At 39.8% G+C, this 26,522-nt stretch carries 12 protein-coding genes and 2 pseudogenes; 5 read left to right on the plus strand and 9 right to left on the minus strand.

The window, feature by feature from the left end; all coding sequences use genetic code 11:
• Positions 1–73: 73 nt before the first annotated feature.
• From MHI52_RS23200 to MHI52_RS23235, 8 genes and pseudogenes are all read right to left on the minus strand, one after another.
• Positions 74–7,723, minus strand: coding sequence for an amino acid adenylation domain-containing protein (locus MHI52_RS23200; protein ID WP_405157708.1), 7,650 nt, complete (start codon positions 7,721–7,723; stop codon positions 74–76).
• Positions 7,720–10,095 (minus strand): MupA/Atu3671 family FMN-dependent luciferase-like monooxygenase, encoded by a 2,376-nt coding sequence (locus MHI52_RS23205; RefSeq protein WP_405159415.1) that lies wholly within the window; start codon positions 10,093–10,095, stop codon positions 7,720–7,722. The genes MHI52_RS23200 and MHI52_RS23205 overlap by 4 nt, the downstream gene beginning before the upstream one ends.
• Before the next feature lie 15 nt (positions 10,096–10,110).
• Positions 10,111–10,758 (minus strand): annotated as a pseudogene (locus tag MHI52_RS23210) (AMP-binding protein); the annotation flags it as partial.
• Positions 10,753–12,087 (minus strand): annotated as a pseudogene (locus MHI52_RS23215) (condensation domain-containing protein); the annotation flags it as partial. The pseudogenes MHI52_RS23210 and MHI52_RS23215, both read right to left, overlap by 6 nt.
• The gene (gntD, locus tag MHI52_RS23220) at positions 12,078–13,121 is read right to left on the minus strand and encodes a guanitoxin biosynthesis L-enduracididine beta-hydroxylase GntD (protein ID WP_340984484.1); all 1,044 of its coding nucleotides are present in this window, start codon (positions 13,119–13,121) and stop codon (positions 12,078–12,080) included. The pseudogene MHI52_RS23215 and the gene gntD, both read right to left, overlap by 10 nt.
• Positions 13,122–13,154: 33 nt before the next feature.
• Complete coding sequence (locus tag MHI52_RS23225) at positions 13,155–14,117, minus strand: TauD/TfdA family dioxygenase (protein ID WP_340984482.1); 963 nt, start codon at positions 14,115–14,117, stop codon at positions 13,155–13,157.
• Between the two features lie 38 nt (positions 14,118–14,155).
• A complete protein-coding gene (locus tag MHI52_RS23230) occupies positions 14,156–15,625 on the minus strand; it encodes a serine hydrolase domain-containing protein (RefSeq protein WP_405157709.1) in 1,470 nt (489 codons plus the stop codon).
• A gap of 30 nt (positions 15,626–15,655) precedes the next feature.
• Positions 15,656–20,107 carry an amino acid adenylation domain-containing protein gene (locus MHI52_RS23235; protein ID WP_405157710.1) on the minus strand — a complete coding sequence of 1,484 codons (4,452 nt, stop codon included), beginning with the start codon at positions 20,105–20,107 and terminating at the stop codon, positions 15,656–15,658.
• A gap of 326 nt (positions 20,108–20,433) precedes the next feature.
• On the opposite strand from MHI52_RS23235, the gene MHI52_RS23240 reads away from it, so the two are divergent.
• Positions 20,434–21,237: an AraC family transcriptional regulator gene (locus MHI52_RS23240; protein ID WP_340984477.1), complete on the plus strand. Its 804-nt coding sequence runs from the start codon at positions 20,434–20,436 to the stop codon at positions 21,235–21,237.
• Entirely contained in the window at positions 21,234–21,497 is a 264-nt protein-coding gene (locus MHI52_RS23245) for an acyl carrier protein (protein ID WP_340984476.1), read from the plus strand. The genes MHI52_RS23240 and MHI52_RS23245 overlap by 4 nt, the downstream gene beginning before the upstream one ends.
• 70 nt (positions 21,498–21,567) lie before the next feature.
• On the opposite strand, the gene MHI52_RS23250 is transcribed toward MHI52_RS23245, so the two are convergent.
• Positions 21,568–22,590 (minus strand): hypothetical protein, encoded by a 1,023-nt coding sequence (locus tag MHI52_RS23250; protein ID WP_340984474.1) that lies wholly within the window; start codon positions 22,588–22,590, stop codon positions 21,568–21,570.
• Between the two features lie 371 nt (positions 22,591–22,961).
• On the opposite strand from MHI52_RS23250, the gene MHI52_RS23255 reads away from it, so the two are divergent.
• The 3 genes from MHI52_RS23255 (at position 22,962) to MHI52_RS23265 (ending at position 26,514) form a co-directional block, all read left to right on the plus strand.
• A complete protein-coding gene (locus MHI52_RS23255) occupies positions 22,962–24,623 on the plus strand; it encodes a PucR family transcriptional regulator (protein ID WP_405157711.1) in 1,662 nt (553 codons plus the stop codon).
• Positions 24,624–24,865: 242 nt separating this feature from the next.
• Positions 24,866–25,642 (plus strand): ABC transporter ATP-binding protein, encoded by a 777-nt coding sequence (locus MHI52_RS23260; protein WP_036617567.1) that lies wholly within the window; start codon positions 24,866–24,868, stop codon positions 25,640–25,642.
• Complete coding sequence (locus MHI52_RS23265) at positions 25,642–26,514, plus strand: ABC transporter permease (RefSeq protein ID WP_405157712.1); 873 nt, start codon at positions 25,642–25,644, stop codon at positions 26,512–26,514. Before MHI52_RS23260 ends, MHI52_RS23265 begins: the two co-directional genes overlap by 1 nt.
• The last annotated feature ends 8 nt before the right edge of the window (positions 26,515–26,522 follow it).

The following is a 26,522-nucleotide window of genomic DNA, read 5'->3' on the forward strand; positions in this document are numbered from 1 at the left end:
CGCTTTCTCCCATTTGATTAGTCGTCGACAATCATATTGCCGACGACTGTTACAATTACAGTAGATCAGTAGATCAAAAATCAAACTCGAACTGCTGCGTATTCCATCCGCCTTCACTCTCGTTCTGCTGCCTAATTTTAATCTGATTCAATTTAATATCATGATCATCTCGAACTTGGCCCGCAATCTCAACGAAAGTTTCAACTATATACTCGACCATATCCTTGCTGAATTGGGAGGTATCATATTCGACCTGAATTTCCGTCCCTGTAGGGCTCTCCAGGATTACAAATGAAAGATCCATCATGGCGCTTCCATCATCCATAGTCTCATTAGCGACGATCTTCAATTCGTCAATGTAGAACACAGAAGGCCGGCATACTTCATAAGCAAACATGAAACGGAATAAAGGTGATCGTCCCGGAACGGTGGCAATCCCAAGCTCTTCCACCAACTTATCCAACGGATAAAGCTGATGTTTCAATGCCTCCTGCATAACCATTTTTATGTGATTCAAGTAGTCATTATAGTTCATGCTTCCATGTGGCTTGCTGCGTACAGGTAATGTATTAACAAACATACCCATGGTATCGGAAAATTCCTGGTCCACCCTTCCTGAGACTGGTGTTCCTACAACGATGTCCTCAGATCCCCATAGTAAATGCAAGGTACATTTGTATAAGGTAAGCAGCACATTAAATAAGGTTGTTTTCTTGTCGTTTGATAAAGTTGCCAAGTCTTCGAGGAGGGATTGGGGCAGGCTATATGAAACCGCTCCGCCTCTAAAGGACTGAACATGAGTATTTGTATTCAAGGCGATAGTAGGCTTAAAATCGCTGAAGGTCGTAAGCCAATAGTTTTTGTCAATGTCCAACATTTGTCGCTTGTAACGCTCCGTTTCCCAAATCACATAATCATGATACTGGTATTCAATGGATGGCAATGTTTCTCCCCTAAGCAACGCCATCAGCTCACGTTCCAAAATCCCCATAGAGATTCCATCACTGATCAGATGGTGAATATTTATAACCAATATATGATGATGATTCTCCATCCGTATGACTGCTGCTGAGAAGAGAGGTTCTTCCCCAACAACATCGAAAGGTTGCAATAACTGAGCCATTAACTGATCTCGCGTTTCGAGTGTCGAATCAAACCAGTATAAGAAATTATCGTAATCGCCCATAAACTGCACAGGCATGCCTTTGTGATATCCAAAACGATAACGCAATACGGAATGCCGCTCTATGATTGTTTTGAGAGCAGATTCAAGGCGTAAAAAGTCAAATGTCCCAAACAAATCAAACTTACTTACAATGTTATATGACATCCCGATATTAGGGTGTTGACTCAGTAGAAAAATTCTGTTTTGGGCTAGAGATAATGGATACCGAGCTCCGGTAATTACATTCGTCGCTATAAGGTCATCTCTATTCCTTCTGGCCGATTTAGCAACTTCATTTGATAACGAAACAATCGTTGGATTATCAAATACATCTTTGATTGTGAAGTTGATCTGATATTCCTTCTGCAAATAATCCGCCAACTGCATAGCTTGTAACGAATTTCCGCCTAATTCAAAGAAATCATCCTCAATCCCGAATCCTTGCTTCTCCAAGAGAACAGACCAATACGTGGCTATCTTCATTTCCATTTCGTTCCTTGGTAAAGTTTTGGGATTCGCTTCCGTACGCTCGGCTAACTCAATCAGCTTTCGACGATCTATTTTCCCGTTTAATGTAAGGGGAAAGGTATTTAGATGTACGTATTTATAGGGCACACTATAAGAAGGAAGTTTTTGGTTAAGGTGACTTTTCAGCTCCTCGATTGGCAGCTGGCTCTGTGAAACATAAAAAGCACACAAGTAGTTATTTGGGTGTTCTCCCAGGGACAGAACCGAAGCTTCGTCAATATCAGGATACGTCATTAAATTTTCTTCAACGTCTGATAACTCTATGCGGTATCCTCTTATTTTTACTTGATCGTCAATTCTACCAACATACTCAAGCTCCTTCGCAGACGACATACGCATTAAATCTCCGGACCTGTACATTTTTTGGTTCGCAGCGAATGGGTTGTCCAGGAACCTCTCTTGGTTCAGTTCTTCTCGGTTCAAATAACCTCTTGCCACACCTGCTCCACCCACATAAAGTTCGCCTATTCCACCTTGTGGAGAAAGCTGTCCATCTTTATTCAGCAAATACGTGCTTAGAGTAGGAATTGGTCTTCCAACACTCCGATTATCCTTAGCCATATCCTCATGTCGAAGTTCCTTATATGTTGTAAAAATGGTTGTTTCCGTGATCCCGTAAATATTTAAGATATTTATTTCGGGATAAGCTTCATGAAAAGCAAGCAATCTTATCGGGTGAACCGCTTCTGCTGAAGAAATAACATATCTCAAAGGCAGATCCACGTCTTGCTCCAAAATGACCTTAATTAATGCATACAATGCTCCCGGGGTCTGGTTAAGCACGGTTACCTTCTCCCGAATTAGCAACTCCAAAAATTCACGATTATCGTACACAGCCTCGTTTGGAACAATGACCAATCTGGCACCTTTTAGAAGAGCCCCGTACATTTCCCATACTGAGTAATCAAAGCTCAATGCATGAAAAAGGGTCCAGACTTCCTGCTCATGAAATGGGAAGAACGGTGCTTCATTCTCAAACAATCTAACGATATTGGCGTGCGTGATCATAACTCCTTTAGGCTTGCCTGTAGTTCCAGATGTATAGATTAGGTATGCGAGATGTTCAGGTGTAAGGGCTATCCCCGGATTTGTTGTATCTCCGGTCTCATAGATCTCAACCAGATCACTCAAGCTTATTTTCTTTCCGGATGTATCGAGTGCATCCCATACGTCAGATGGTAAGTCAGCGATAACAAATTCTGCGCCGCAATCTTCCATAATGTAACGAATCAAATCATCGGAATACTTCGTATTAATGGGTACATATGCTGCCCCGACCTTTAGGATGGCTAATATGCTGACGATTGCATGGATAGATCTGTCCATATGCAAGGCAACGAAATGCCCAGCAGATACGCCCCTGTTTAGTAAAGCATTTGCCAATTGGTTGCTACGTTCGTTCAGTTGACGATACGTAAGCGCTTCAACTTGATCGTTAACAGCAATATGGTCAGGTACTGCTGCAACCTGTTGTTCAAAAAGATGCTGAATCGTCTTGCCAACAGGGAATTCCATCTGTGTACGATCAAACGCATGGATGATCTCGTCCACCTCTACTTGTCTCATAAAGTTAAGATTAGCAAGTTTCTCATGAGGTTTTGACAAGATATCTGCAATTAAATGAACGAGATATTCACCGTGTTTTTCAATCGTATTTTTTGTATACAGACTGCTATTAAACTCAAGTTTGATTAACATGTCATCTGTATGTTCGAATACTTCGATCAATAAGTCGAATTTGGCATCACCGCTCGCAACGACGTGTTCAACAATATCATCATGTTCATTCATTTGATTGTCTGCATGTGTCCTATTCTGCATAATAAACATGACGTCAAAAATAGGATTGCGGGATTGCTCCCTCTTGATTGAGAGATCGTCAACAAGCTGATCAAACGGATAATCCTGGTGTTCAAGATCATTCATTAATGAATCCGTTACTTCATTCAAAAAATCGGTAAATGTCTTCCCACCAGATGGGTAATTCCTTAAAGCGATGGTGTTTACAAATAAGCCCACACTTTCTTCAAAGCCGGGCTGAGTCCGTCCTGACACAGCTGTACCCAATAATACATCTTCTTGTCCGTTATACTTGTATATCATCACGTTATAAGCGGCCAGCAATACACTAAATAAGGTCGCGTCTTGCCCCTTCGCCAACTCTCGAAGTGAAGCAGTCATCGCAGCGTTCAGTTCAATCCAAACAGTCTCGGCTTTTCCATCTTGTTCCGATGTTCTTGAGTAGTCAGGTAATAAAGTGAAATCTGTCCGTTCAGCCTCTAGTTTTCCATACCAGTACGCCTGATCGTCCCGAGATTTCTGCGATTTCATATAACTTTCAAACCATAAGGCATAATATTTATAAGAGCTGTAATTTACTTCTACAGGCTCGCCATCATATAAAAGAATGAATTGATTGATTAAATTCAAGTTTGATATGCCGTCAGTTATGATATGATGCATATCAATAAATAAGTCAAAGCACTCTTCGGTTACTTCAAAAACAGAGACTCGCAGCAAAGGAGCATCATTCAAATCAAAACTTGTTATCCATTCGTCATCAGCTGGCTCAGATTGCCACACATGTACATTGAAATTCCACTCCTGCAATATGCTTGCCATGATGGTCCCATCCACGACCGAAAAGCGTGTTCTTAGAATCTCGTGTTCTTTCAACAAACGATGAAAACAAGTCCGAAGTCTACTAGTATCCAACGGTTTATTAATCCTAAATTTCCCAGAGATATTGTACTTTGTACTGTTCATGTTCATTTGGTGCATTAGGAACATACGTGTCTGAGCAGGTGTCAACGAATATTGCGTAGACGTTGCTTCAAACATCGGTTCGAGTTCTTCAACAGAGGAACCCTGAACAAGTTTGTGTTTGATTAATTTTGCAAAATCGGCGGGTGTAGGATATAGAAATAACTCTTTGAGTGTTGCATTGATTCCCATCTCTTTTTTCAACTTAGAAATGAAGTTAGCCGCATATAGAGAATGCCCTCCAAGCTCGAAAAAGTGATCCTGTGGCCCAATGCCCTCAAACTTAAAAATCCCCTCCCATAGATGAATGATTTTCATCACTTCAGGATCTCGAGTAACTTGTTCTGAACTACCACCCGTTACATTCATTCGCTCTAGTAGATGATGTTCCACCTTACCACGATCAGAGAGAGGAAACTCCTCTAAAAAGACTATTTTTGTTGGCACCATATAAGGAGGTAAAGTCCGTGAGGCCCATAGTTTCAAGTCATGGTCCAATATCTCTTTCCCCTCAGTTACAACAACAAATGCACATAGAAATTTTCGATCTTCGGTATCTTTCAATAAGACAGCGACTTCTTCTATAGCACTATGAGATAACAGACATTTTTCGATTTCTTCCAATTCAATTCGATAACCATGCAGCTTTACCATTCGATCGTTACGGCCTAAAAAATCAATATAACCGCTCGATAACCATTTAGCTTGGTCTCCTGTACGATACATTTGTTCATTATGCAAAAAAGGATTCGGCACAAATCTGGCCCGGCTCATATCCGGCAAGCGTATATAACCCGTAGAGAGGCCCTCTCCTCCAATTACGAGTTCTCCTGAAATGCCAACTGGCTGCAAACGATCATATTTGTCCAGAATATATGCCGTTTTATTCATCATTGGTTTACCGATAGGCGTAGTTTGCCAACTCTTGATCTCATTCAGGTTTACTTTGTAGTACGTTGCATCCACACAACATTCCGTTGGACCATATACATTAAATACTTCCAGATCTTCCTGCCCGTATAATTGAAACAAGTCCTCCAGCAACTGATGAGGCACCTTTTCACCACCAATTAATAAGCGGCGCAAAAATCGTGGTTGTTTGTTTTCAAAAAGAACAGATCTGATATAACTAGGACTGCCATTCATCATTTGAATTGCATGATTATCAAGGAAGTGAACTAATTGCTCCTGATTCAAACGTTCTTCGTTTGTCGCAACGAACAGGGTGTGACCAAGCAATAAAGAACCGAAAATTTCCTCTATGGATTGGTCGAAGAAAAATGGCGCAAGCTGAGCCACATTTAATCTCTTCTCAAAGGGTGCATATATCTCAAGAGATAGGCCTCTTACTAGGTTGATAATACTCTTATGTTGCATCTCAACCCCTTTGGGCCTTCCTGTTGTTCCGGAAGTGTAGATAATGTAAGCTCCGTCATCAGACAGAACTGGATAAGTTAAAGCGCTCGGTTTTTGGTCCGAATCGGAAAGGGAAGCTTTGTCAATAAAAAGACAGTTCATTCCTTCATAATTCCTGTCTTGTGCTTCCCATAGTTTCTTCTCCGAAAGCAATAATTGAATACCGCTATCCTGCATAATATATAGATTCCGATCTTCAGGCGCTTCCGGATCCAAAGGAACATAACGTAAGTTAGATCTTAATATTGCCAGAGCACCAATGATGAACCATTCATTACGATCAAACAACAAACCCACTGCCGTTCCCTTAGGCAACCCCATTGAAATCATTTCATTGGAGAGATTGGTTGATTCCCTTAGAAGTTCTCTATAGGTCATAGTCCGTTGTACACTGACTACAGCAGTTTCATTAGGATGAGCATTAGCCTGTTGTTCAAACATATGAAAAACGGATGAGAACTCCGGCATGCTAGTAAGCTCCTGCCTACTCAATAACTTCCCTTTTTCCTCAGCAGTCAACATATCAAAATCTCTGATCAATTCCGTTTTTTGGTCAGCTACCAATTGGACAATTCGAAGGAAGTGGCCTTTAAACAAGTTGAGCAACTCCGAATCATAACGGTTACGATCATAAATAATGGATACCTCAGCATGGTTAGTATATATATCAAATATCATTTCTAATGGATAGTGTGATTTTGAAGCAAATGTCACATTACTCACATTCATTCCTGTAATTTGATCGTTCAGATCAAAAGAAAGTTGATCCTCAGCAGGAATATCCCCATGATTATTAAAAATTAAGATGTGATCAATTAAATCCTGAGAAATTTCGCTTTCCCCCTGGATTTGGTGCAGCGGATAATATGAAAACTCTCTCGATTTGAACATGTCATTTTGAATGTTTCTAAGCAAATCTACCAGAGTTGTATTTGAGGCTGATATCACTCGCATTGGAATCGTGTTTAAGAATACCCCTAAGGCATGTTCGATATTCTCAATTCCGGGATCTCTAAGTGAAGTGACCAATCCGTATACAACGTCCTCCGAATTAGCGTATCGTTGTAACATCATTGCCCATATTCCTTGGAACACTACGTTAATCGTTACACGATATGCAGCAGCAACGGTTTTTAAGTTCTTGAACAATTCTGGATCAACTACAAGTTTCAATTCTTTATACTCGGATATAACATCTTGATAATTTCTCTTTGGAATTGAATAATTGGAATCGTAATTGGCCAAATAAGAATTCCAATAATCAGATGCTCCCATCCAATCTTGCTCATTCAACCATTGAATGAAATGGGCATCTGGCATACCCAACAGCTGGATATCCGTTCCACGGGCATGCAACACATTGTCATAATTAACCAAAAGATCCCTCAACAAAATTTTGAAGGAATAACCATCAATGAGTATATGATGATAACTGCAAATCAGTTTAAATGAGTTGTCGCTGGTCGAGAGGATAGAAAATCGTATGGGCGCTTCTTCTGATACCACAAAAGGCTTTGTGCGATCTTCAACCAGCAGCTTACATAAGAGGTCTTCAACATCGTCTCCCTCCAGTTTGGAAGCATCCATGTGATTCACTCTTGTGAATCCTTCCTTCCTGATTATCCTTACCACTTGATCAAGATCTTCATGTAAGAAAGTAGTTCGCATTACTTCACACCGTTTCGTGATGCCGTGCAAAGCCTCTATAAATTTATCGTATTGGAACAGTCCCTCGATCTGAACAACAAACTGTTCAACATATGTCCCATCAGGATGTTCATCGTTAATAAGATGGAACATCAATCCTGCCTGTATTGGGGGGACAACATCTATTCTTTGAACATCACTCATGGATGTGAACCTCCCATTTTTTTATTTTCTTGAATAATATGTTCCACCTGTTGCAATTGCTCATTATTTAATTGACCATATTGATAATGACTTCTCCGCTTGCTGGAAGGCACTTTTTTGCCAGTATCTACGCTAGGTATCGTACTCCGTCCAATACTGTTTTTGCTCGCAATGAGACCTTTAATGGTAGAGCGTTGGAATATATCTTTCACATCAATCTCATAATCTTTTTTCTTCAATAGTGCTACAACACGCATAGCTTTGATAGAATCTCCACCGAGTGAGAAAAAGTCATCAGAAATACTGATTTCATCACGGGCGAGAACCTGCTTCCAGACTTCAGCGACTAATATTTCTTCCTCACTTTGGGGAAGAACGTTCTCTTCCTCCACATAAAATTGCCGCAAATCCATTTTTTTTGCTGCACCCCGATCAATTTTGCCACTTGTGTTGAGGGGGATATCATCAACGAGAACAATGTTCCTTGGAACCATATACCGTGGTAACCGCTGATATAATATTTCACGAATATACTCTTTGTTAAGAGGTGGTTGAACAACAATTAGGGCGTGCAACACTGCATCTGACCCTTCCTGGAATTCACCTTCGAACACAACGGTTTTCACAACTCCCTCAATCGCACGGATGAAAGCTTCTATTTCCTCCAACTCGATGCGATATCCAGAAATTTTCACTTGATTATCTTTTCTTCCGAGGTATTCAAGCGATCCATCGGACCGTATGACTCCAAGATCTCCAGTTCTAAAGAACTTTCCTTGTTGTTGTCGCAGGTCAGAAGGAAGGTAAATAAATTTTTCGTTCGTTAGTTGCTCTCTGTTCAAGTAACCTCTCGAAACTCCACCTCCACCAATTACAATTTCACCTTGAATGTAAGGGGGCAAAGGTCTGAGTTTTTCATCCACCACATAGATCATTTCGCCGGGTAATGGGTTTCCGATCGGTATAAAATCACGCTTATTCTGCTCCACATCCAATAACGCCGACCAGATCGTTGTCTCCGTAGGGCCATAAGCATTTACGATTCGGGCATCCGTAATATGACGGAGCTTGTGGAACATTTCCACTGGAAATGCTTCCCCACCAATAATGATTGTTGTCAGAGATTTTAAAAATTCGTGTGAGGATGAATCATTTAGAATATGTTGTAGCCGAGAAGGAGTGGTTTGAAAATAATTAATGGGTCTCATCTTCTCCTTATGAACTTGAAGCTTCTCGTATTCTTTGAAACTCTTCATCCTTAATTCGTTTAATCGTTCTAACCCTTCCAAGACTTTTACAGAATCAATTCCAAAATCAATTAGGCTTGCAATTTCATTGACTCCGATATGAACAAGCTCGTCTACCATGACTTGACATGTCTCTACCGTTCCAAACAATGCTGCTTTATTCCAATATCGTTCAAAAGCAAATTCATACATTTCATCTTCTGACTCAATGTTAAAATCCTCGTGGAGTTTATCAATCAATCTTTGAACAAGTCCGGCACTAGAACGCAAATAGTTACAAAAAGGCTCTTTAACTATTTTCTTTACTTCCTCAAGTTCATCACCCAAGTAAGTATGGATCATCAGAGTTACCTTGCCTGTATCTGGAGAAAATCCCGATTCCAACAGGGATTTCCTGTAAATATCGATATTACTCCTTAACGTTTCCAAGTCTTGTCCTAGTAGATGTGTAAGTACGTTAGCACCTATTTGCCCAGCCTTCTGAAATGTATCTGGGTTTCCTGCAGATGTGATCCAGATCGGCAAGTTTTCCTGAACAGGCTTGGGATATACACGCAGTGATGTGGTTTGACCTAATCCATTGATTCTACTAATCTCTCCACCACACCATAATGTTTTTACTTCTTTTATTTGTTTGTACATGTGTTCCTCTTTGTTCTCAAATCGTTCCGGTGCCAAGCTAAAATCGTCTACATGCCATCCTGATGCAAAAGATACTCCTACTCGACCAGAGGAAAGCTGGTCAATCATGGCCCAGTCTTCAGCGATATGCAAACTGTCTTGTAAAGGGGAGACAATGCTGCCCGCTCGAATATGGATTTTTTGAGTGACAGCTGCTATAGCAGCACTGGTTATCGCAGGATTAGGAAACTTCCCACCGAACTCATGAAAGTGACGTTCAGGCGTCCATACTGCTTCAAAATCATGTTTATCTGCAAAAATGGAAGATTCAAGTAACAATTGATACTCGTTTTCAGGCTGCTTATCCCGATTCGCATTACCAAAAAAGTAGAGGCTGAAATCTAGTTTGCGGGACGTATTTAAGTAAGCGTCGTAGCTTTCAAATTGTTCATGGTCATCTACTTTTAATACAACCTGTATCCCGTTACATAAAGTCCATAACAACTCCAGAACGGAAATGTCAAATGAAACGGTCGTAACCGATAGTAAAGCATCCTTCGTACTCGGTTTAAAGTAATCATTTAAACTCTCAAAAAACTGAATAACGTTTCGGTGCTCGACCATAACGCCTTTTGGTTTTCCTGTTGAACCAGACGTATAGATGACATAAGCTAGTGAGCTGACATCATGGATTCTTGAATCCATGATTATAGAACTCGAAGAAGAATGCCAGTCTTCTAATGTAATAAGCCTCATGGGGAAGTCATAATTTTCAGGGATTGTATCCGTTACCAAGGCGATCATACCACTATCCTCAACAAGGTATTGAATGCGCTCTTCGGGCAATGTCGGGTCAATTGGTACATAAGCTGCACCGACTCTTAACACACCCAAAATAGCAATAATTAACTCAGCCGAACGTGGTAAACATATTCCTACCCTGTCATCTGCTCTAATATCCAATTGATTGTGAAGGAAGTTAGCAAATGAATCGACCCTTACTTTTAATTCTGCGTAGGTAAGAATATGGTTCTTATATACCAACGCTACATCCCCTGATTTCTCCACGCAAATCTCATCGAAGATTAAATCTAGTGTTTTCTCCTTGTAAGCACGAATCGACTCTAGGTCTGATAAAGGTTTCTGATCCAGATTCTCTGCTGTCACATCAGGTAAATACCAGAGCTGCTCCAACTTCATCTGAGGGTTGCTCAACATTCGGTTTAATATATGGATAAACTGATCTGATAATCCTTTTATGAATTCATCTTCAAAAATCTCTCTATTATAGCTGAAATTAAACTCAACATCTCTTTCCGATGGCGTAACCGTTAGTGTAATATCGTATGGATTAGTCTCATGAACCTCATAATTCAGGATAGAAATGTTATGATTTTTCTCCATACTTTCTATATTCATAGGGTAGTTTTCAATGACCACAACGGTGTCAAACAAACGATTTATCTTCCCAAAACCTGACCATTCATGAATTCGAGTCAAAGGTGTGTGTTCAAATGCAATGCCATCATGGAAGCGTCCGGCACACTCCTGTAATACCTGCTGTACATTAGCATCAGAACTGTGTTTGAACCTAAAAGGAATTGTATTGATAAAAAGTCCTATTGTTTCATCAATAGCTTCGACTTCCATATTTCTTCCGGAAACAGCCACCCCAAACAGCACATCTTCACTTTGTGCATATTTCTGAAGCAAGATTCCCCATGTAGAATAAACAGCCATGGCCAGTGTACTTTGAATGGTAGAAATGTTATGCATAATCGAATCTTTATTATTTTCGCCAAGATTGATTTTGTAGTTTGTGAAGGAATCTATATTCTGATTATGTTTCTTAAATAAGGAGGTCTTAACTGCTCCATCTAAATAGCTCGTCCAGTAAACGCTTTCCGAATGACTGCTCGTATGTCTTAAGGCTTCAATGAACTGGCTGTATTTTGCTTTTTCTTGAACTACGGAATAGGTGTCGTCTTTTAACAGATGTTTATATATTTCTAACCATTGCTCCATAAAGAGCATATTGGACCAACCATCCATCAGAATATGATGAAATGCGACGACGATATGCCATTCTTCCTCACAGGTTTTTAACAGACCTATATGAAGAGGAGCATGCATAATATCAATTTTTTCGCGCAATGACCCTAATAGTTCATCAACACCTTGTGGATCTTGAGAACCGAGTTGATCACTCCATAAATTGGTGAAATTGAACGGCACATGATACTCCTTTAACACTATACGTATAGGTCTTTCTATTTTTTCCCACCGAAAAACTGTTCTCAACGTGTCATTTTGAACTGTTACATGATCTAATGCCCTGCGAAGAATCTCTTCGTCTAGGAATGTAGCTTTGATGTGATAATGGTATATTACATGATGCTGCTGTGGATTAATCATATGCTCAAAAAGCATCCCTTCTTGCAGAGGGGATAGATCTGTGACCGCTTCCACATTTTGCTTGGAAATCTTCATGTCCATGTCGAAACACCTACATTATTTTTCATTTTAGGCTGTATCAACCTAGATTCAGCACTCTTTCTACTATCTCTCGACTTTCGAAGGTCTCGTGTAATATTGATTCGTTTGAGCCAACGATCTCTGCCCGCATATTTGGGGCTGAATGGTTTTCTTCCATGGACAGCACGATAATTATCAACAAACAACATGTCTCCCGGTTTCAGTGTAATATCCATAATTGAATCTTCTATCTGGGATACGATATGTGCCATAGCTTCTCTGGCTAAGTCATCTTTCTCATCTATAACTCCCATAAAAAACGGGTCTAGCCTTATATAGGGAGAGTCGTAGTTACCGAATAAAATAGATAAAGGCTGCTTCGATGAATAATTAGCTTCAAATTGATCAAAAATCTCTGATGAATCTTGTCCCACATTATTTTTGCTAAAGTGAGATTCATCAGGCAAAATATAAAATCTAGGCTCAAACAAAACATCCTTGTACTTCTTTTCCAGATTTAACATATCTATAGATGCATAAGTTGTTGCAACTGAATCCGGATTCCGTAAACAAAACAAACCGAGATAATCAGCCCGATATTCATGAAAGGCTTCTTCTGTATGCCACCAAAGTAACGAATTACTCCCTGAGCCCAACTGCTCATTCTCATCTCCCTTTACAGGAAGTATATTGTGAATGTAATATCCTTGTTGCTGGGTCCCCCATCCAAACAAATCTCCTAGAATTGACCCACATAACGAAAAAAAGATTTCTACCTTTCGTGTCAATTTAGGATCTGGCCGTTCTCTCCAATGGGAGGGTGTCAGACCGATATCATCATCATTAACTGGGAATCCGGATATAACGAGATGAGATTCTTGTTCCGATTGTTTAAAATCAATTAATTTCTTCTTTAGTTCAGAAGGTAAATTATATCCCCATAGAGCTGCCTCCATTAAGTAACGATCCGTCTCAAGATCCGTGTCTGCGGGAATAGATTCAACGAGTTCATAGATCTCATTGAGCTCACTAGCCGAAAGAACATACCTGTTCATTGTTATCATCTCTCCTTTGATTAGGTCCTGGATTTATACGTTATAGGGTTCAGCCATCGCAACGACAATTTTTCTATCTCCCTTAAATGTTTTTCTGCCGTGCGCCATGAGCATATTGTCCAACATGAGGACATCTCCCTCTTGCCATGGAAAGACTATACTGATCTCCTCGTACAGTCCTTGGATTTCATCTATTAAAGAGTCCGGAATTGTGCTACCATCTCCGAAATACGTATTGCGAGGAAGATTGTCATAACCCCGTTCTTCTATAAGCCATTCTCTGGCTTCTAAAGGCAGACTAGAGACATGAAATAAATTAGCTTGATTGAACCAGACCTTTTCCTTAGTGAGGGGGTGAATAGCTACTGAATCACGAACGGTTCGCGTCCGCAAATGATCTTTAGATATCCATTCGAATGCAATCCCATTTTTTTGGCAATACTGTTCTACGATCTTTTGGTCTTCTGTCTGGAAAACATTTTGCCAAGACAAATCCAAGATACCGTCGAAATTCCTTACATACATTACTTTCTTTTCGATAAATTGTTTTTTAATGGATGCATCTAGCTTCTGCAATAACTCTCTACTGTCTGCAATCGGCGTTTCCCCACCTACCTCGGCATTGATCTGGCAAGAAAACCATATCTTCATAGGCCATACTTTTGAATAAGAGCTTTCATTATGCATAGGTATACACTGGTCCTTAGGATATTCAGTGGAAGTATAGATATTATCCTGAACCTCAGTTCGTGGTGTAGATCGTTCCTTATACTCTAACAATTCTGAACTGAAGATTTGCGTGATTTCACTAAACTCTGAGATCGATGCTTTGGGGAAATTCCGAAACAAAACGCCTCCTCTTTGTAGCAATACCTCTTCTAATTCCTTCTTGTTCTCTGTAACCCATTGATTCAATTTGATTTCTTTATCAATGGGAGTATATGTGTAGAGCGATCCTGCAGTGTAATTTAATATGGAATTACCAATGTTTTTCATAATGATAAACCTCCTGATTTCATACGTTTTTGGAGAACTTAATCTTTTCTTTTTGGAAATAGAATGCTATATCCCCCGCAAAGGAAACATCCCCCTGTAGCTACGACCATGAAGATTGCACCCACAACCAAGCTTGAAGGAGCCCAAACGCTCAGGAAACTCCAGGGATACCCGTGATATAAAACAGTAGGAGATAAGTAGATAGCCACAGTGAAAATTGCATATCCAACAGATAACAACGCCAGTTTAATTCTTGCATTCAAGGATGGTTTTTGGAAAGATCTATGCTTGTCCTTATACATTCGAGAACAGAAGAATAATGATAGCGCGATCACAAGCAAGCTCAATACAAGAAGCACTCTCATCACATTATTCAATATCAGAAATAGATCTACTTCGGATGGAGTCGGCGTGTTCCCTAATAAAATTTGCTCAATTCCCATAGCTATTGAAAATACAGCCTCTGAATTCAGGTTGGCCATCACGGTTACCCCTATTTTTTTTCCTTTATTCAATAACATGTAAGATGAAAATCCCGGATTTGCTCCTGAATGTTCAAGTTGCTCACCTTCAAATGAATAAATCTCCCATCCAGCGGCATATGGCGCTCCTTCTTGTATCCCCTCCAGAGTGCTATCCTTCATGTGTGATTCCAAAATGACTTCACCAAAACCAGGTACATTGACCATCCCCAATTGGATCTTCATCCACTGACGCATATCCTCAGCATTGGACACAATGTATCCAGCTGGCGTATTCCCGCGATAGGATGGTCCGTCATAGGATGCTGCGCCGAAAAAACCTAACTTATGTCCAGAAGCCATATTTTCCTCTGACTGAACTTGTGCCTTAGGAAAAGTATTCAATAATCCCAACGGATTGAATATATTTTCTATCATGTATTCTTCGTAACTCATCCCCGAAACTTCTGCAACAACGAGACCGATAATATCGTAATTCAAGGTTGCGTATTCGAACATTTGTCCTGGCTTGTTGACAAGTTGTACAGGTACCATTTCCATCAGCATTTGCTTCAAGGCATCAGCATCATTGCTTTCAGGGATTAGAGTTATGGAATCAGTAGGAATTCCGCTTGTATGGTGTAACAATTGCCGAATGTTAATGTCTGATTCGGTGCCATCCAAAACGGCCGTGAACCAAGGCAAATGTGCTGTTACGTTATCATCCAGGCTGAGCTTGCCCTGTTTAACCATTTTGAGTAATGCAAGCCCGGTAAAAGCTTTGGAATTGGAACCAAGTTCAAAAAGCGTCCTTTCATCAACGGCTTTGTTCCCAGAACTACGAAATCCATAACCTGCACTATATTCAAACTTATCTTGAACAATAGAAGCTGCTAATCCAGGAATTTTCATTTTTCCCATTTCCATATTAATAAACATATCAATAGATTTTTCAAGATTATGTGTTGAGGATTCAGCATACCCAACATAGTTATTACTCAAAAATACAACTAGAATTAGTAAGGTAAACATACGACGGAATTTCATATATAGAACCTCTCTCTTTTTATTGGCTCATCAAGAAAATAATGCATCCAAGTCCTCCTGGTTTAATTTATGTTCTGTAAGATCTACAATAGGGTCGCTTACAACTGAACGGATGAGAGAAATCTCTGTTAGTTTATTTTGTATTTTATTCATCCATAGTTGAATGGTATTTACAGAAAAATCATCTTCTTTATAGTTGATTTGAATATACAATTGTCCACTCATGACATAAATATTGATGTCCAGCAAACAGTTTAAATCATTGTAGGGACAAACATCGGCGCTAGTATTTGTATCTGAGGGTGTAAACCACGTACCAGCAAGGCCATTGTCCATCTCACCAAGATAGTTCAGTCGGACTAATCGTCTCTCTTCCACCCCTAATACATCTTTTAAGTAATAATGTATTCCGTAACCCATTCCATTGAGAGGTATACTGTTCAGTTCATTGGAAATAGCAATAATCTGATCTGTTAAATCTCCCGATTCAACAAAGAAGTTAACGGGAAACAAACTGGTGAACCATCCGACTGTACGATTAATGTCGAGCGTATGATCGAACATTTCCCTGCCATGGCCTTCCAGCATTACAGAGATGTTGCTCTCCTTCGTTAGCTCCCATATGCTGAGAACAACAGCTGCAACAATTAAATCTTTTGATGTTGTTTGCAGATTTTTGTTCACCGTGGACATAATGAGTTTTGTTATACTTTCTTGAACTATCCTTTGTTCCTGAACACTTGGTGAGTGAGATCGTTCGGTCTGTAGCTTATCTTTTAAATCTATATAGTGAATTCGGGAAACAACTTTGCTCCAATACTCTCTATCTTTCCTGGCAGCAGGACTCTCAGCGTATTCCAATAGTTTACCAGCCCATTCTTGATAAGAGCTTCCTTTGGATATCCGAGAAATATGAGATTGTTCCCCCTCCCTAATCAATGAATCCAGATCCTCCAGTAGAATTCTCCACGATATTCCGTCTACAATCAGATGATGTGCAATGAACGATACCTTAATACCATGCGGAGTATCGTAAAACACGCAATAAAATAAGGAGGGTGAATCCATTGAAATACTCTCTTTGATCTCCTTATCGTATTTGATCATACTTTCCAGATAATCTCCCTCTTCTTCTAAGCGTATATCCATGTATTTCATTACGGATGTCAAGGGAAAAACATCTTGATATTTTAACTGCATTGTTTCTTTGTCCATCGTAATTCTCAAAGAATCATGAACATCAACCAATTGAGAAATAGCATGGCAAAATTGGTTGTAAGAAATATCTTCCTTAAGATTGATATGGACGGATTGCAAGTAATAATCCTTGTTACTTATACTACCTTTAAGAAACCATTGATTGATCGGCGAAGGAGGAATACTTCCCTTACACTGGGCTGGTTGAGTTGTTTGTTCAGTAACACGCTTCTCTGCCATCTCAGCATGCTCTCCAACAATTGGAAATAAAAGTATATCTTTGGCCTTCAATTCAATTCCTTGCGTGTTAAGCAGAGAGGAAACCTGTATGGCTTTGATGGAGTCCCCTCCGATAAAAAAGAAATTGTCATCCAGAGATATATTTTCTGTTTTTAAGATTTCTTCCAATGCGCTCAATACCTGTTTTGCGATTTCAGATGGGCCACTGCGATTCTCAACACCCTGTGATAACTTAGGCATTGGTAGTTGTGAACGATTTATCTTTCCATTTGTCGTGACAGGTAATCGTTCCATTATCTCAAAATGCGAAGGAATCATATAACTTGGCAAGAGAAGCGATAACGATCTCTTTAACTGATTAGTAGAAATGGATTCTAGCAACTCCAAATGTGCAATCAGCATATCTGAGCCATTGGGTAATGAATGTTTCGTTACTACCGCTTCTTTAACGCCTTCAAGTCCACACATGATATTTTCAATTTCTAACACTTCGATCCGATAACCATTAATTTTCACTTGATCGTCTGCCCGGCCTACATAAAATAAGTTTCCGTCTTCGACGTAATAACCTATATCCCCCGTTTTATACATCCTTTGACCGAGTACGAATGGATTAGGTAGAAACTTTTCATTTGTTAAATCACCTTGATTTAAATACCCCCTAGCAACACCAGCTCCCGAAACAAACATTTCACCTTTTGTATACAAAGGAACCGGTTGTAACTCACCATCCAGAATATAAATTTGAGTGTTTTGTATAGGTTTACCAATACTTACGGATCCGCCTCTAACCGTAGCACTATCGTATCGGTAAATCATACATCCCACTACAGTCTCTGTCGGCCCATATTCATTAAATATATTGATATCCTGGCCAAACATTTCAAGCACATTTTCGGCAAGCTGTACTTTTAAATCTTCCCCTCCAACGATTAACGTTCTGAGTGAATTTCCATACCGCCCATGTTCAATCAGCAGTCTTAGGTGAGATGGAGTAAGCTTAATTACGGTGGATTGGTTATCCGTTATGACTTTATCCAACACAAACCCACTATTAGATTCACTGTAAATAACAGCTTTGCTTCCGCAAATTAACGGTGTAAAAATCGAAGTTAAAGTTAAATCAAAAGAAAATGACGAATAGACCGGAAACACTTCAATTTCGTCCACATATGTTGAGCAAGCCCACGTCGTGTAATTAAACAATCCACCATGTTCTACCATGACTCCTTTAGGAATACCCGTTGAGCCAGAAGTATATATAATGTAAGCAAGTTGGTTTTTGGCTGGAATAACCGTTAAATTATTTGTTGTTGTTCCCTCATATGTTGTTTCTAAAGAAATATCAATCACATTGATATTATTACAATATTCATCAATTCCACCTAAATTAGTTAAGATAGCGCTAACATTACTATCTTCAAGCATATATCTTTTTCTTTTTGAAGGAAGTTTAGGATCGATGGGTAAAAATGCCGCTCCAGCCTTCAATACAGCCCATATCGCTATAATGGCTTCCAGAGAATGTTCTGAGATAATAGCTACAACCTTCTCTGATCCAATGCCATATCTTGAAAGGTTACGTGCTAATGCATTGGATTTTAGATTAAGCTCCTCATATGTCAACCTGGTCTCACCGTACTCAAGCGCAATTCGTCCTGGATGAAGTGCCGCTTGCTTGTAGAATAATTCAACAATACTATTTCCTTCTATCTGGTGATCCTCAGTATCATTCCATTGATGAATAATCTCTTTTTCAAGCTCTGGCTCCATAATTCTTAAATCTTTTACCTTTGCTCCATTATCTAAGATGATCTGCTCTATCAAATATAGATAGACAGATGAGAAGTGTTGAATCTGAGCGTCTGTATAGTCGTCCGTCTTATACTCAAAGTCGAGTCGGATATGCCCATCCTGGTACCAGTCTTTAACAAAAACTTGAAGTGAATAAATCTGATGACCGGAGAAAAAGTCCAACGTTTTAATGTCAATTCCGTCACAATGCTCAGGAAGTGCTGCATTGCTGTAATTGATACAATGTTGAAATAGTTGATCCTTACCTTGTTGCTTGAGCAAAATATCTTCAATTAAAATATCGTAAGGATATTTCTGATGAAAATAACAATCATTTAGTTCTTTGTGGGCCTGAATCATAAATGTCGAATTTTGAATTTCTGGATCAATGTTCATTTTTAAGGGCATTGTGCTGGTATACATCCCAAAGCTTGCCCTCTCCTTGCGTCCAGAACGATTAAACACAGGAGTCCCCAATATGAGTTCCTCTGTCTTATCCATTTTGGACAAGTGAAGAAACAATACACCAGTGAAAAATGCTGCATTTGTTATAGCTTGATTTTGGATATAGTTCTTAATGCTGTTTGAACGGTTAGCATCAATGATCGTTGTTAACCTACGAGCTTGCGTGTTCTCGCTACTTTTCGTTTGAGCAACCTTGGTCAAATCTTCGAAACGTTTCGTCCAAAAGGTTTTGTCCTTTAAAAATCTCGAAGAGTTCTTGTATTTTTCTTCCCTATGTAGATAATCAGTAAATAATAATTGATCTGATTTAACTTCTTTCCCAGAAAATTTGCTTTGATATATATCAACGACTGACTCTGCGATTAGCTTCACAGACCAACCATCGCCAATCAGATGATGCACTTTAAAATAACATCCGGCATTTCCAGACTGATCAATAAAAACGATAAAACAAAAGAGTGAACTTTCAATCAATTCAAAAGGTTCGTTAAAGTGATTGGTGAACCACGTTTCAGAATCTATCTGCATCTCTCTAAAATCGATGAAGGAGACTTCATGTTCTGTTTCATCAACATATTGATATACGTTATTAGAACTTCGCTTCAGACGAATACGCAAGTTAGCATTGTTATCAATCAGTTCCTTAATGCTATCTTTCAGTAAAGTCAGATCCATCGCTTGTTTGAAATAAAATGCGCCGCCCAAGTTATACAGAGAACTCTTTGAATATATATTCTCTATGATCCATACTCTTTTTTGTGGATGAGACAATGGATATAGCAACATAAACACCCCTTATTTATAAACGATTGTTAATTATAACTTGTTATTATAATCAGATAATGGTGTTATTTGTCGTAAAATTGATTATAATGGAATAATAACTCCCATTTTTCTTCTATAGGAGATATTATAAACCAACTTTTTTCAAAAAAAATGCTTTTTTTTCTTTTATGTAAAATTGGATACATAATTTAAGATATGTTATTTTAATCTATATATCACGCTATGTTTGGCAATTAATTACCATTATTATTTGAAATTATGTAGATGTAATTTGAATAATGTTGCGGATTCTTAGGTCTATTAAACTTGCAAAGGAGTACCCATGTATGAAGTTTGTTACGGTTTCTGCATATAGTGTCGAACATCTTTTGCCTAAGACCGAAATATTTTGTTCCTCTATACACCATCAAGCTTACGCAATTATTGTTCCTTCTTCGACTTTCGTATCTTACGATGGTAATGAGCTACTTATAAATAAAATGAGCATACTAATAGGTAATAATTTCAGTTTGCGGAACTTAGGTTCTTCTTATGTAGAGATTCGCAAGATCACTTTTAATCATTCGTTTACTGACCTAGAAGAATATCCTTTGGTCATCCAAGCTTCTTCTAAGACAATGAGAAGTATAAACAAATTGTCCAAATTAATATGCGGGCCGTTAATCGGACGCTACATTGCTGAAACAGAAGAGCAAATTGAAACCCTTCTTCGAGCAAATCATGACAATTTCAGTAAGCGCTCTCATGAGGCGAATACCAAAGCACAGACAGGAACAATTGATAATCGTTTGATTATGGTACATCGCTATATCCGCAAACATTATGCAGAACCACTTACGTTACAATTACTTGCTGAATTAATCTATTGCAATCCAGTTTATTTAAGCAATAGTTTCTCTAAAATATTCGATGTATCACCTATGAGGTACTTACAACAAGTCCGGATGAAACGTGCCTGTGATCTTCTCAAAACGTCCAATCTGAATATCAAAGAACTCACGACTGCCATCGGGTATATTTCAAATTCTCAGTTTTCGAGTATTTTTAAGAAGCACTTTTCTTGTACTCCAGCCGAATATCGGAGATTCATCCGTATGAACTGTAACGAAGGGGAGAGTGTAACTCATTGACCGACAATCTCAAAGATACCATTACGAAAATGATCGCTCAGTGCCTGCAGGTTACTAACATCAAAGTAATTGATGTGCAAGATAATTTAAATGACTTAGGAATATGTTCCATTAAAGTGATAAGACTGATTGTACTGTTAGAAGAACACTTTGATATCACTTTTAATGATGAAGAGTTGTTAGTCGAAAACTTTAACACGTTATCCAATATACTCAACATCATTCAGTTGAAGTTAAATGAGTTTGATTATGAACAATAAAGAAAGGTGATCTCTGCATGACAGAGTTCACCTTTCTTTGTAGTTATCGGTATACGTTTAATTCAATCTACTATAGATAGGTTAATCTCACTTCCTCAAGATCTGATAACAGTTCCTGAACTGCCGACCGTTCCTGCTTCTCCATTTTCTCGATCAATTCAACTATTTTCACTATATCATTTGTCGTTTCTGACATACTGTGCTTTATACACCAATTCCTAAGAATTAAGCACAGCTGTTTAATTTCTCTGTAAGCCTTTTCATGAATATCCAATCTAGTAATATACTTTTTCTCATCGAGATAAACCAAACTTTTCAACATCACTTCCTTATGGTCAAAGAGCAAATGGAGAGATCTAATCAGACTAAATTCGAATAAAGCAGTCTCTGTAATATGTTCTCTTAAAAAACGATAAACTCCTATTCCCCAAGCGTCCGTATCTTTGCCAGGTTCTTCAACCAACTTATAATCGTTAGAGGATTTAGTTTCATTTATATAGTCATGCAACTGTTTAATCAGATAACCCAGATCTAACTTGAATTCACTTTTTCGTTCATTGAATTGCAAAAGCTGAACACCTCTGAACCACTCTCCCTCAGAATGAGGACTTACAAATGCTTCATTAACGCTATCAAAACTTGCTGTCGAGAAGGAATATTTGGAATTAAAAAAATCAGCTACGTAAAACATTTGATTTTCTTTGTTATATCCATAGATCAACATATCATGCGGAGCATGCACTTTTCCAAAATTATCATAGGCTGCAATGTAGTATTGATCTATGCTTAAATATACATAATTTTCTTCATCAATTGCATCAATAATAAACTGTGTTATATCGTCACACCACTTTACTAAAACCTTCTTATGATAGTGGTGTAATTCAAATAATCGATAGTACTCTCTAAAAACAGGCGTATAAAATTGTATGTAAACCTCTGGAGTCTCCCAGGCTACTAGCTGGACATGATTATGACAAAACCACGGAAAAAAAACATCTTCTTGAGTGCTAAGAATAGCAGTCATGTTTGCAAACGCAGGAAGTGAAGTAATCATTGGATATTTAATCGGTAATCCTTTTTCTGTTGGCATCCTTATCTTCCTTTCTTAAATCGCTAGATTTATTACTTAATAGTTAATTTAGACCAATTTTTTCTATCATATCAGAATTCACTCTATAATGAAAAGGCTTTCATAGTGGAACAACTAAAACGCATGTGTAGCACATTAGATATCTGTCATCATCGTATTTCGAGCAGTTATACTACCAGAGAATTTTCAAACCGAAACCGTACATTTTATTTACAAAAAAATATCCTCAGCACTTTGTACAATGTGCTTAAAATCCGTTATCTTTTAGCCGCTTTATCCAAACTCTTCTTTACGTCCACCTCACTTAATGTTAGATTTTATAACATATCATTATGAAAGCGAGTGGGTTGAAGATGGATCTGCAACAGTTATTGACTATCCCCATTCTCTCCAAAGCAAAGGTTATTGCCGGGCATCGTGGCCTTGATCGCTTGGTGCAATCGATTAATATTATGGACGCACCAGATATTGTACAATTCCTGAAGTCGGGAGATATGCTGCTGACAAACGGTTATATCCTGAAAGACCGCCCTGATGCTCATCTTGGATTCATTACAGACATGCATGCAATTGGTTGTGCAGCGCTTGCTGTCAAGACACAGCGTTTCTCTCTTGAATTATCTCCGCAATTGCTTGAAACAGCCGACAGACTGGGCTTCCCGATCATCGAACTGTCTGAGATAGACAATACACTTGGTGAAATATTTCAACATTCGATCAGTGCCATCCTTCAAAACAAAACCCATGAGCTACACTACGCCTTATCTATTCACAAACAATTTTCCACGATGGTGATGCAGGGAAAAGGCATACCATCCATCGTAGATACGTTGTCTCAGTTGCTATCCTCACCTGTACTTCTACTTGGCTCGAAGAAACAGATTACGGCAAGTTCCCACTATGTACAACAGTTGGATGACCAGTCTCTCGCCGCCCCCTTACTGACATTTATAGATGAGCATCCTTCCTTCCAAACCGCAATCTCGATCTGTCTACTTACTACTGATAAATATCGACACGCCGAGCTTCATCCCATTTTCACGGATCGGCACGAGGGCTATTTAATCGCACTATATGACAGTTCCGCAAGCTCTAAGCTCTCCACTCTGGCACTGGAGCAAGCCGTCAATGTGATCGGCCTGGAGTTAACCAAGAAGCAAGCCGTCAAAGAGCGTTCCCGCCGTTACAAAAATGAATATTTCTCCGATCTCATTCAGGGTTTCATTCGTTCGGAACAAGAAGCACTGCATCGCGGCAAGAAATATGGGTTACAAGCCAAAGGAAGTTCCGTTCTGATCATCGCCAAAAAGGATGAATCCTTAGCGGGCATACCTAAGCAGAACTCTACTTCCTCCGGGGAAGAGCGATTCATCTCGGAACGAGACGCTAATTACGAGCTGATTAAACAGGAATTCGCCAGATTGGATCTCTCCTTTGTCATGTTCACTAAGAACGACCAGTTCGGCATACTCGTCTTTTTGGCCGAATCGTCTTGGGACGAACACACCGTTGTTCAGCAGCTTGAGCGGATGGCGAGCAATCTGTATACAGAGTCGCAGCTCAGCCTATCCTTCGGCATAGGTAATTCCTACACCAATGTATTGGATATTGGACTCTCCTATAAAGAAGCAGTCAAGGCGCTCCAGTCCGGCTATCAGATGCGAAAGACCCGCTTCGCTCATTCCTATCAAACCATGGATATAAGCCGTCTGCTGCGCATGATTCCCCACGATGAGATGCTGCAGTTCCATCAAGAAACCTTTAAACCCTTCAACGACCGAGATCCAAACGAGCGCAACGAACTGATGAAAACCTTGTCCTCCTTCTATGAGAATCATTGCCAGATCGTTGATACGGCGAAAGAGCTCTTCGTACATCGCAATACAGTGATCTACAGATTGGAGAAATGCGAGAAACTGACTGGCAGGAACATTAAAGACCCGATGGAGAGCCTGCGCTTTCGACTTGCCTTCGCACTTGAGTCCCTTTTGAATGTTAATCCAGCCCCTAGTGAAGCTAATCATACGTCTTAAATCGAGAACGTGTCATATTTAATGACACGTTCTTTAATTTTTCTTTTCATATTCAATTCATGTTCAATCTTCATTTGTGCATTTTAACTGATTTAATTCTATTTTTATGTTCAGAGTAACTAATGACAATGATGCAAACAGTCTATATGATTAGGAATATATTCATTAATGTCATGTTAATTAACATCAAATTACATCAAGAAACGAAAAAACATCAGGCTGTAGGAAAGGGGCTACCTATCATGGCTATACAGATACAAGGCGTATCCAAATCATTTGTCAGTGCAACCGGAGAAGATATTCAGGTCCTGGCTGAGGTTTCGATGCAAATCAAGAAACAGGAGTTCTTTAGTATCGTGGGACCGAGCGGTTGTGGCAAAAGTACGATTTTCAATATTATCGCAGGTCTGCTTAAGCCAACAAATGGCAAGGTTATCGTCTGTGGCGAAGAGATCGATCAGACCACCGGACATGTCGGTTATATGATGCAGAAGGACCTGTTACTTCCTTGGAGAAGCATCCTGGACAATGTCACGTTAGGCTTGGAAGTGAAGGGCATGTCCAAAAAGGATCGCGGCGATATTGCCATGGATTATCTGGATCGCTATGGCCTGGCCTCATTCGCAGAAGCCTATCCCTCCACACTATCAGGTGGTATGCGCCAACGTGTAGCCCTCATTCGTACCCTCGTTACCCAGCCCGATATTATATTACTGGATGAACCCTTCTCCGCACTTGATTATCAGACCAGACTCATTCTGGAAGATGAGATCTTGTCTATCCTGAAATCCGAGGGCAAGACAGGCGTCCTGATCACGCATGACATTGAGGAAGCCATCGCCATCTCCGACCGCATTGCCGTTATGAGTAAACGACCAACAACTGTGAAGCAGGTGTATGACATTGGTCTCGCCTCGCAATATGGCTCAGCACTGAAAGCCCGCTCCGACCAGAAGTTCAAACAGTATTTTGAATCGATCTGGTCAGAGCTTGATATCCAAATGGGGAGGATCAGCTAATGAAGGGCACATCACCTGAAGTTACTCTTGCTGGAAAGCCTGCTGGAGTTACGAAGAGTAAGAGTAAACGCAGACAGTCCACCTTCTCCAAAGAATGGCTGATGACGATGCTGTGGCGGTTCATTATTGTAGCGGTCATCCTGGTGATCTGGGAATCCGCTGTTCGCTTGAAACTCGTTAACGGATTCCTCATGGGATCACCAAGCGCCATTCTTGATGCCGCCATCACCATGGCTAGCTCAGGACAACTGCTTACAGACGCGTTTGCAACGGTAAATGCCACCGTTATCGGCTTTGTAGCCGGAAGCTTAATTGGCTCATTGGCAGGACTACTCATGTGGTATTCCAAGTCCGTTGCCCGTGTGCTCGATCCATTCATTGTAGCGATGAACGGTATTCCGAAGATCGCACTTGCTCCCATGATTATCATCTGGTTTGGTTCAGGCATCTTCTCCAAGATTGCTCTGGCCTCCGTAGCAACATTTATCGTAGCGCTATTATCCGCCTACCAAGCGACTCATCAAATCGACGAATCCCAGATTAATCTGATGAAATCCTTCGGTGCGAAGAAATCACAAATTTTCCGCAAAATTATCTTTCCTTCCTCTCTGCCATGGATCATCTCGGCCTTCCGGATCAATATCGGTTTGGCATTGGTGTCTGTCGTAGGTGGAGAATTCATCTCTTCTGACAAAGGACTTGGACACATGGTATTCGTCGAAGGTAACCTGTTCAACCTTCCGGCCGTATGGGTCGGCGTGTTCATGCTTATGCTGGTCGCCATGCTCCTCTACACCTGTGTCGGTTATATCGAATCCCGTCTCCTTCCATGGAATGACAACAAGACCAGCAGCAAATCCACATCTGTATAGCTGACCTA

The sequence above is a fragment of the Paenibacillus sp. FSL H8-0283 genome (genome assembly GCF_045040675.1).
GTDB lineage: Bacteria > Bacillota > Bacilli > Paenibacillales > Paenibacillaceae > Paenibacillus > Paenibacillus amylolyticus.

Excerpts from the sequence above, each read along its gene's own strand:
- MHI52_RS23265 (WP_405157712.1), top strand. The coding sequence starts at position 25,642 with ATGAAGGGCACATCACCTGAAGTTACTCTTGCTGGAAAGCCTGCTGGA.
- gntD (WP_340984484.1), bottom strand. The coding sequence starts at position 13,121 with ATGAACAGGTATGTTCTTTCGGCTAGTGAGCTCAATGAGATCTATGAA.
- MHI52_RS23230 (WP_405157709.1), bottom strand. The coding sequence starts at position 15,625 with ATGAAATTCCGTCGTATGTTTACCTTACTAATTCTAGTTGTATTTTTG.
- MHI52_RS23225 (WP_340984482.1), bottom strand. The coding sequence starts at position 14,117 with ATGAAAAACATTGGTAATTCCATATTAAATTACACTGCAGGATCGCTC.
- MHI52_RS23260 (WP_036617567.1), top strand. The coding sequence starts at position 24,866 with ATGGCTATACAGATACAAGGCGTATCCAAATCATTTGTCAGTGCAACC.
- MHI52_RS23200 (WP_405157708.1), bottom strand. The coding sequence starts at position 7,723 with ATGAGTGATGTTCAAAGAATAGATGTTGTCCCCCCAATACAGGCAGGA.
- MHI52_RS23240 (WP_340984477.1), top strand. The coding sequence starts at position 20,434 with ATGAAGTTTGTTACGGTTTCTGCATATAGTGTCGAACATCTTTTGCCT.
- MHI52_RS23235 (WP_405157710.1), bottom strand. The coding sequence starts at position 20,107 with ATGTTGCTATATCCATTGTCTCATCCACAAAAAAGAGTATGGATCATA.
- MHI52_RS23250 (WP_340984474.1), bottom strand. The coding sequence starts at position 22,590 with ATGCCAACAGAAAAAGGATTACCGATTAAATATCCAATGATTACTTCA.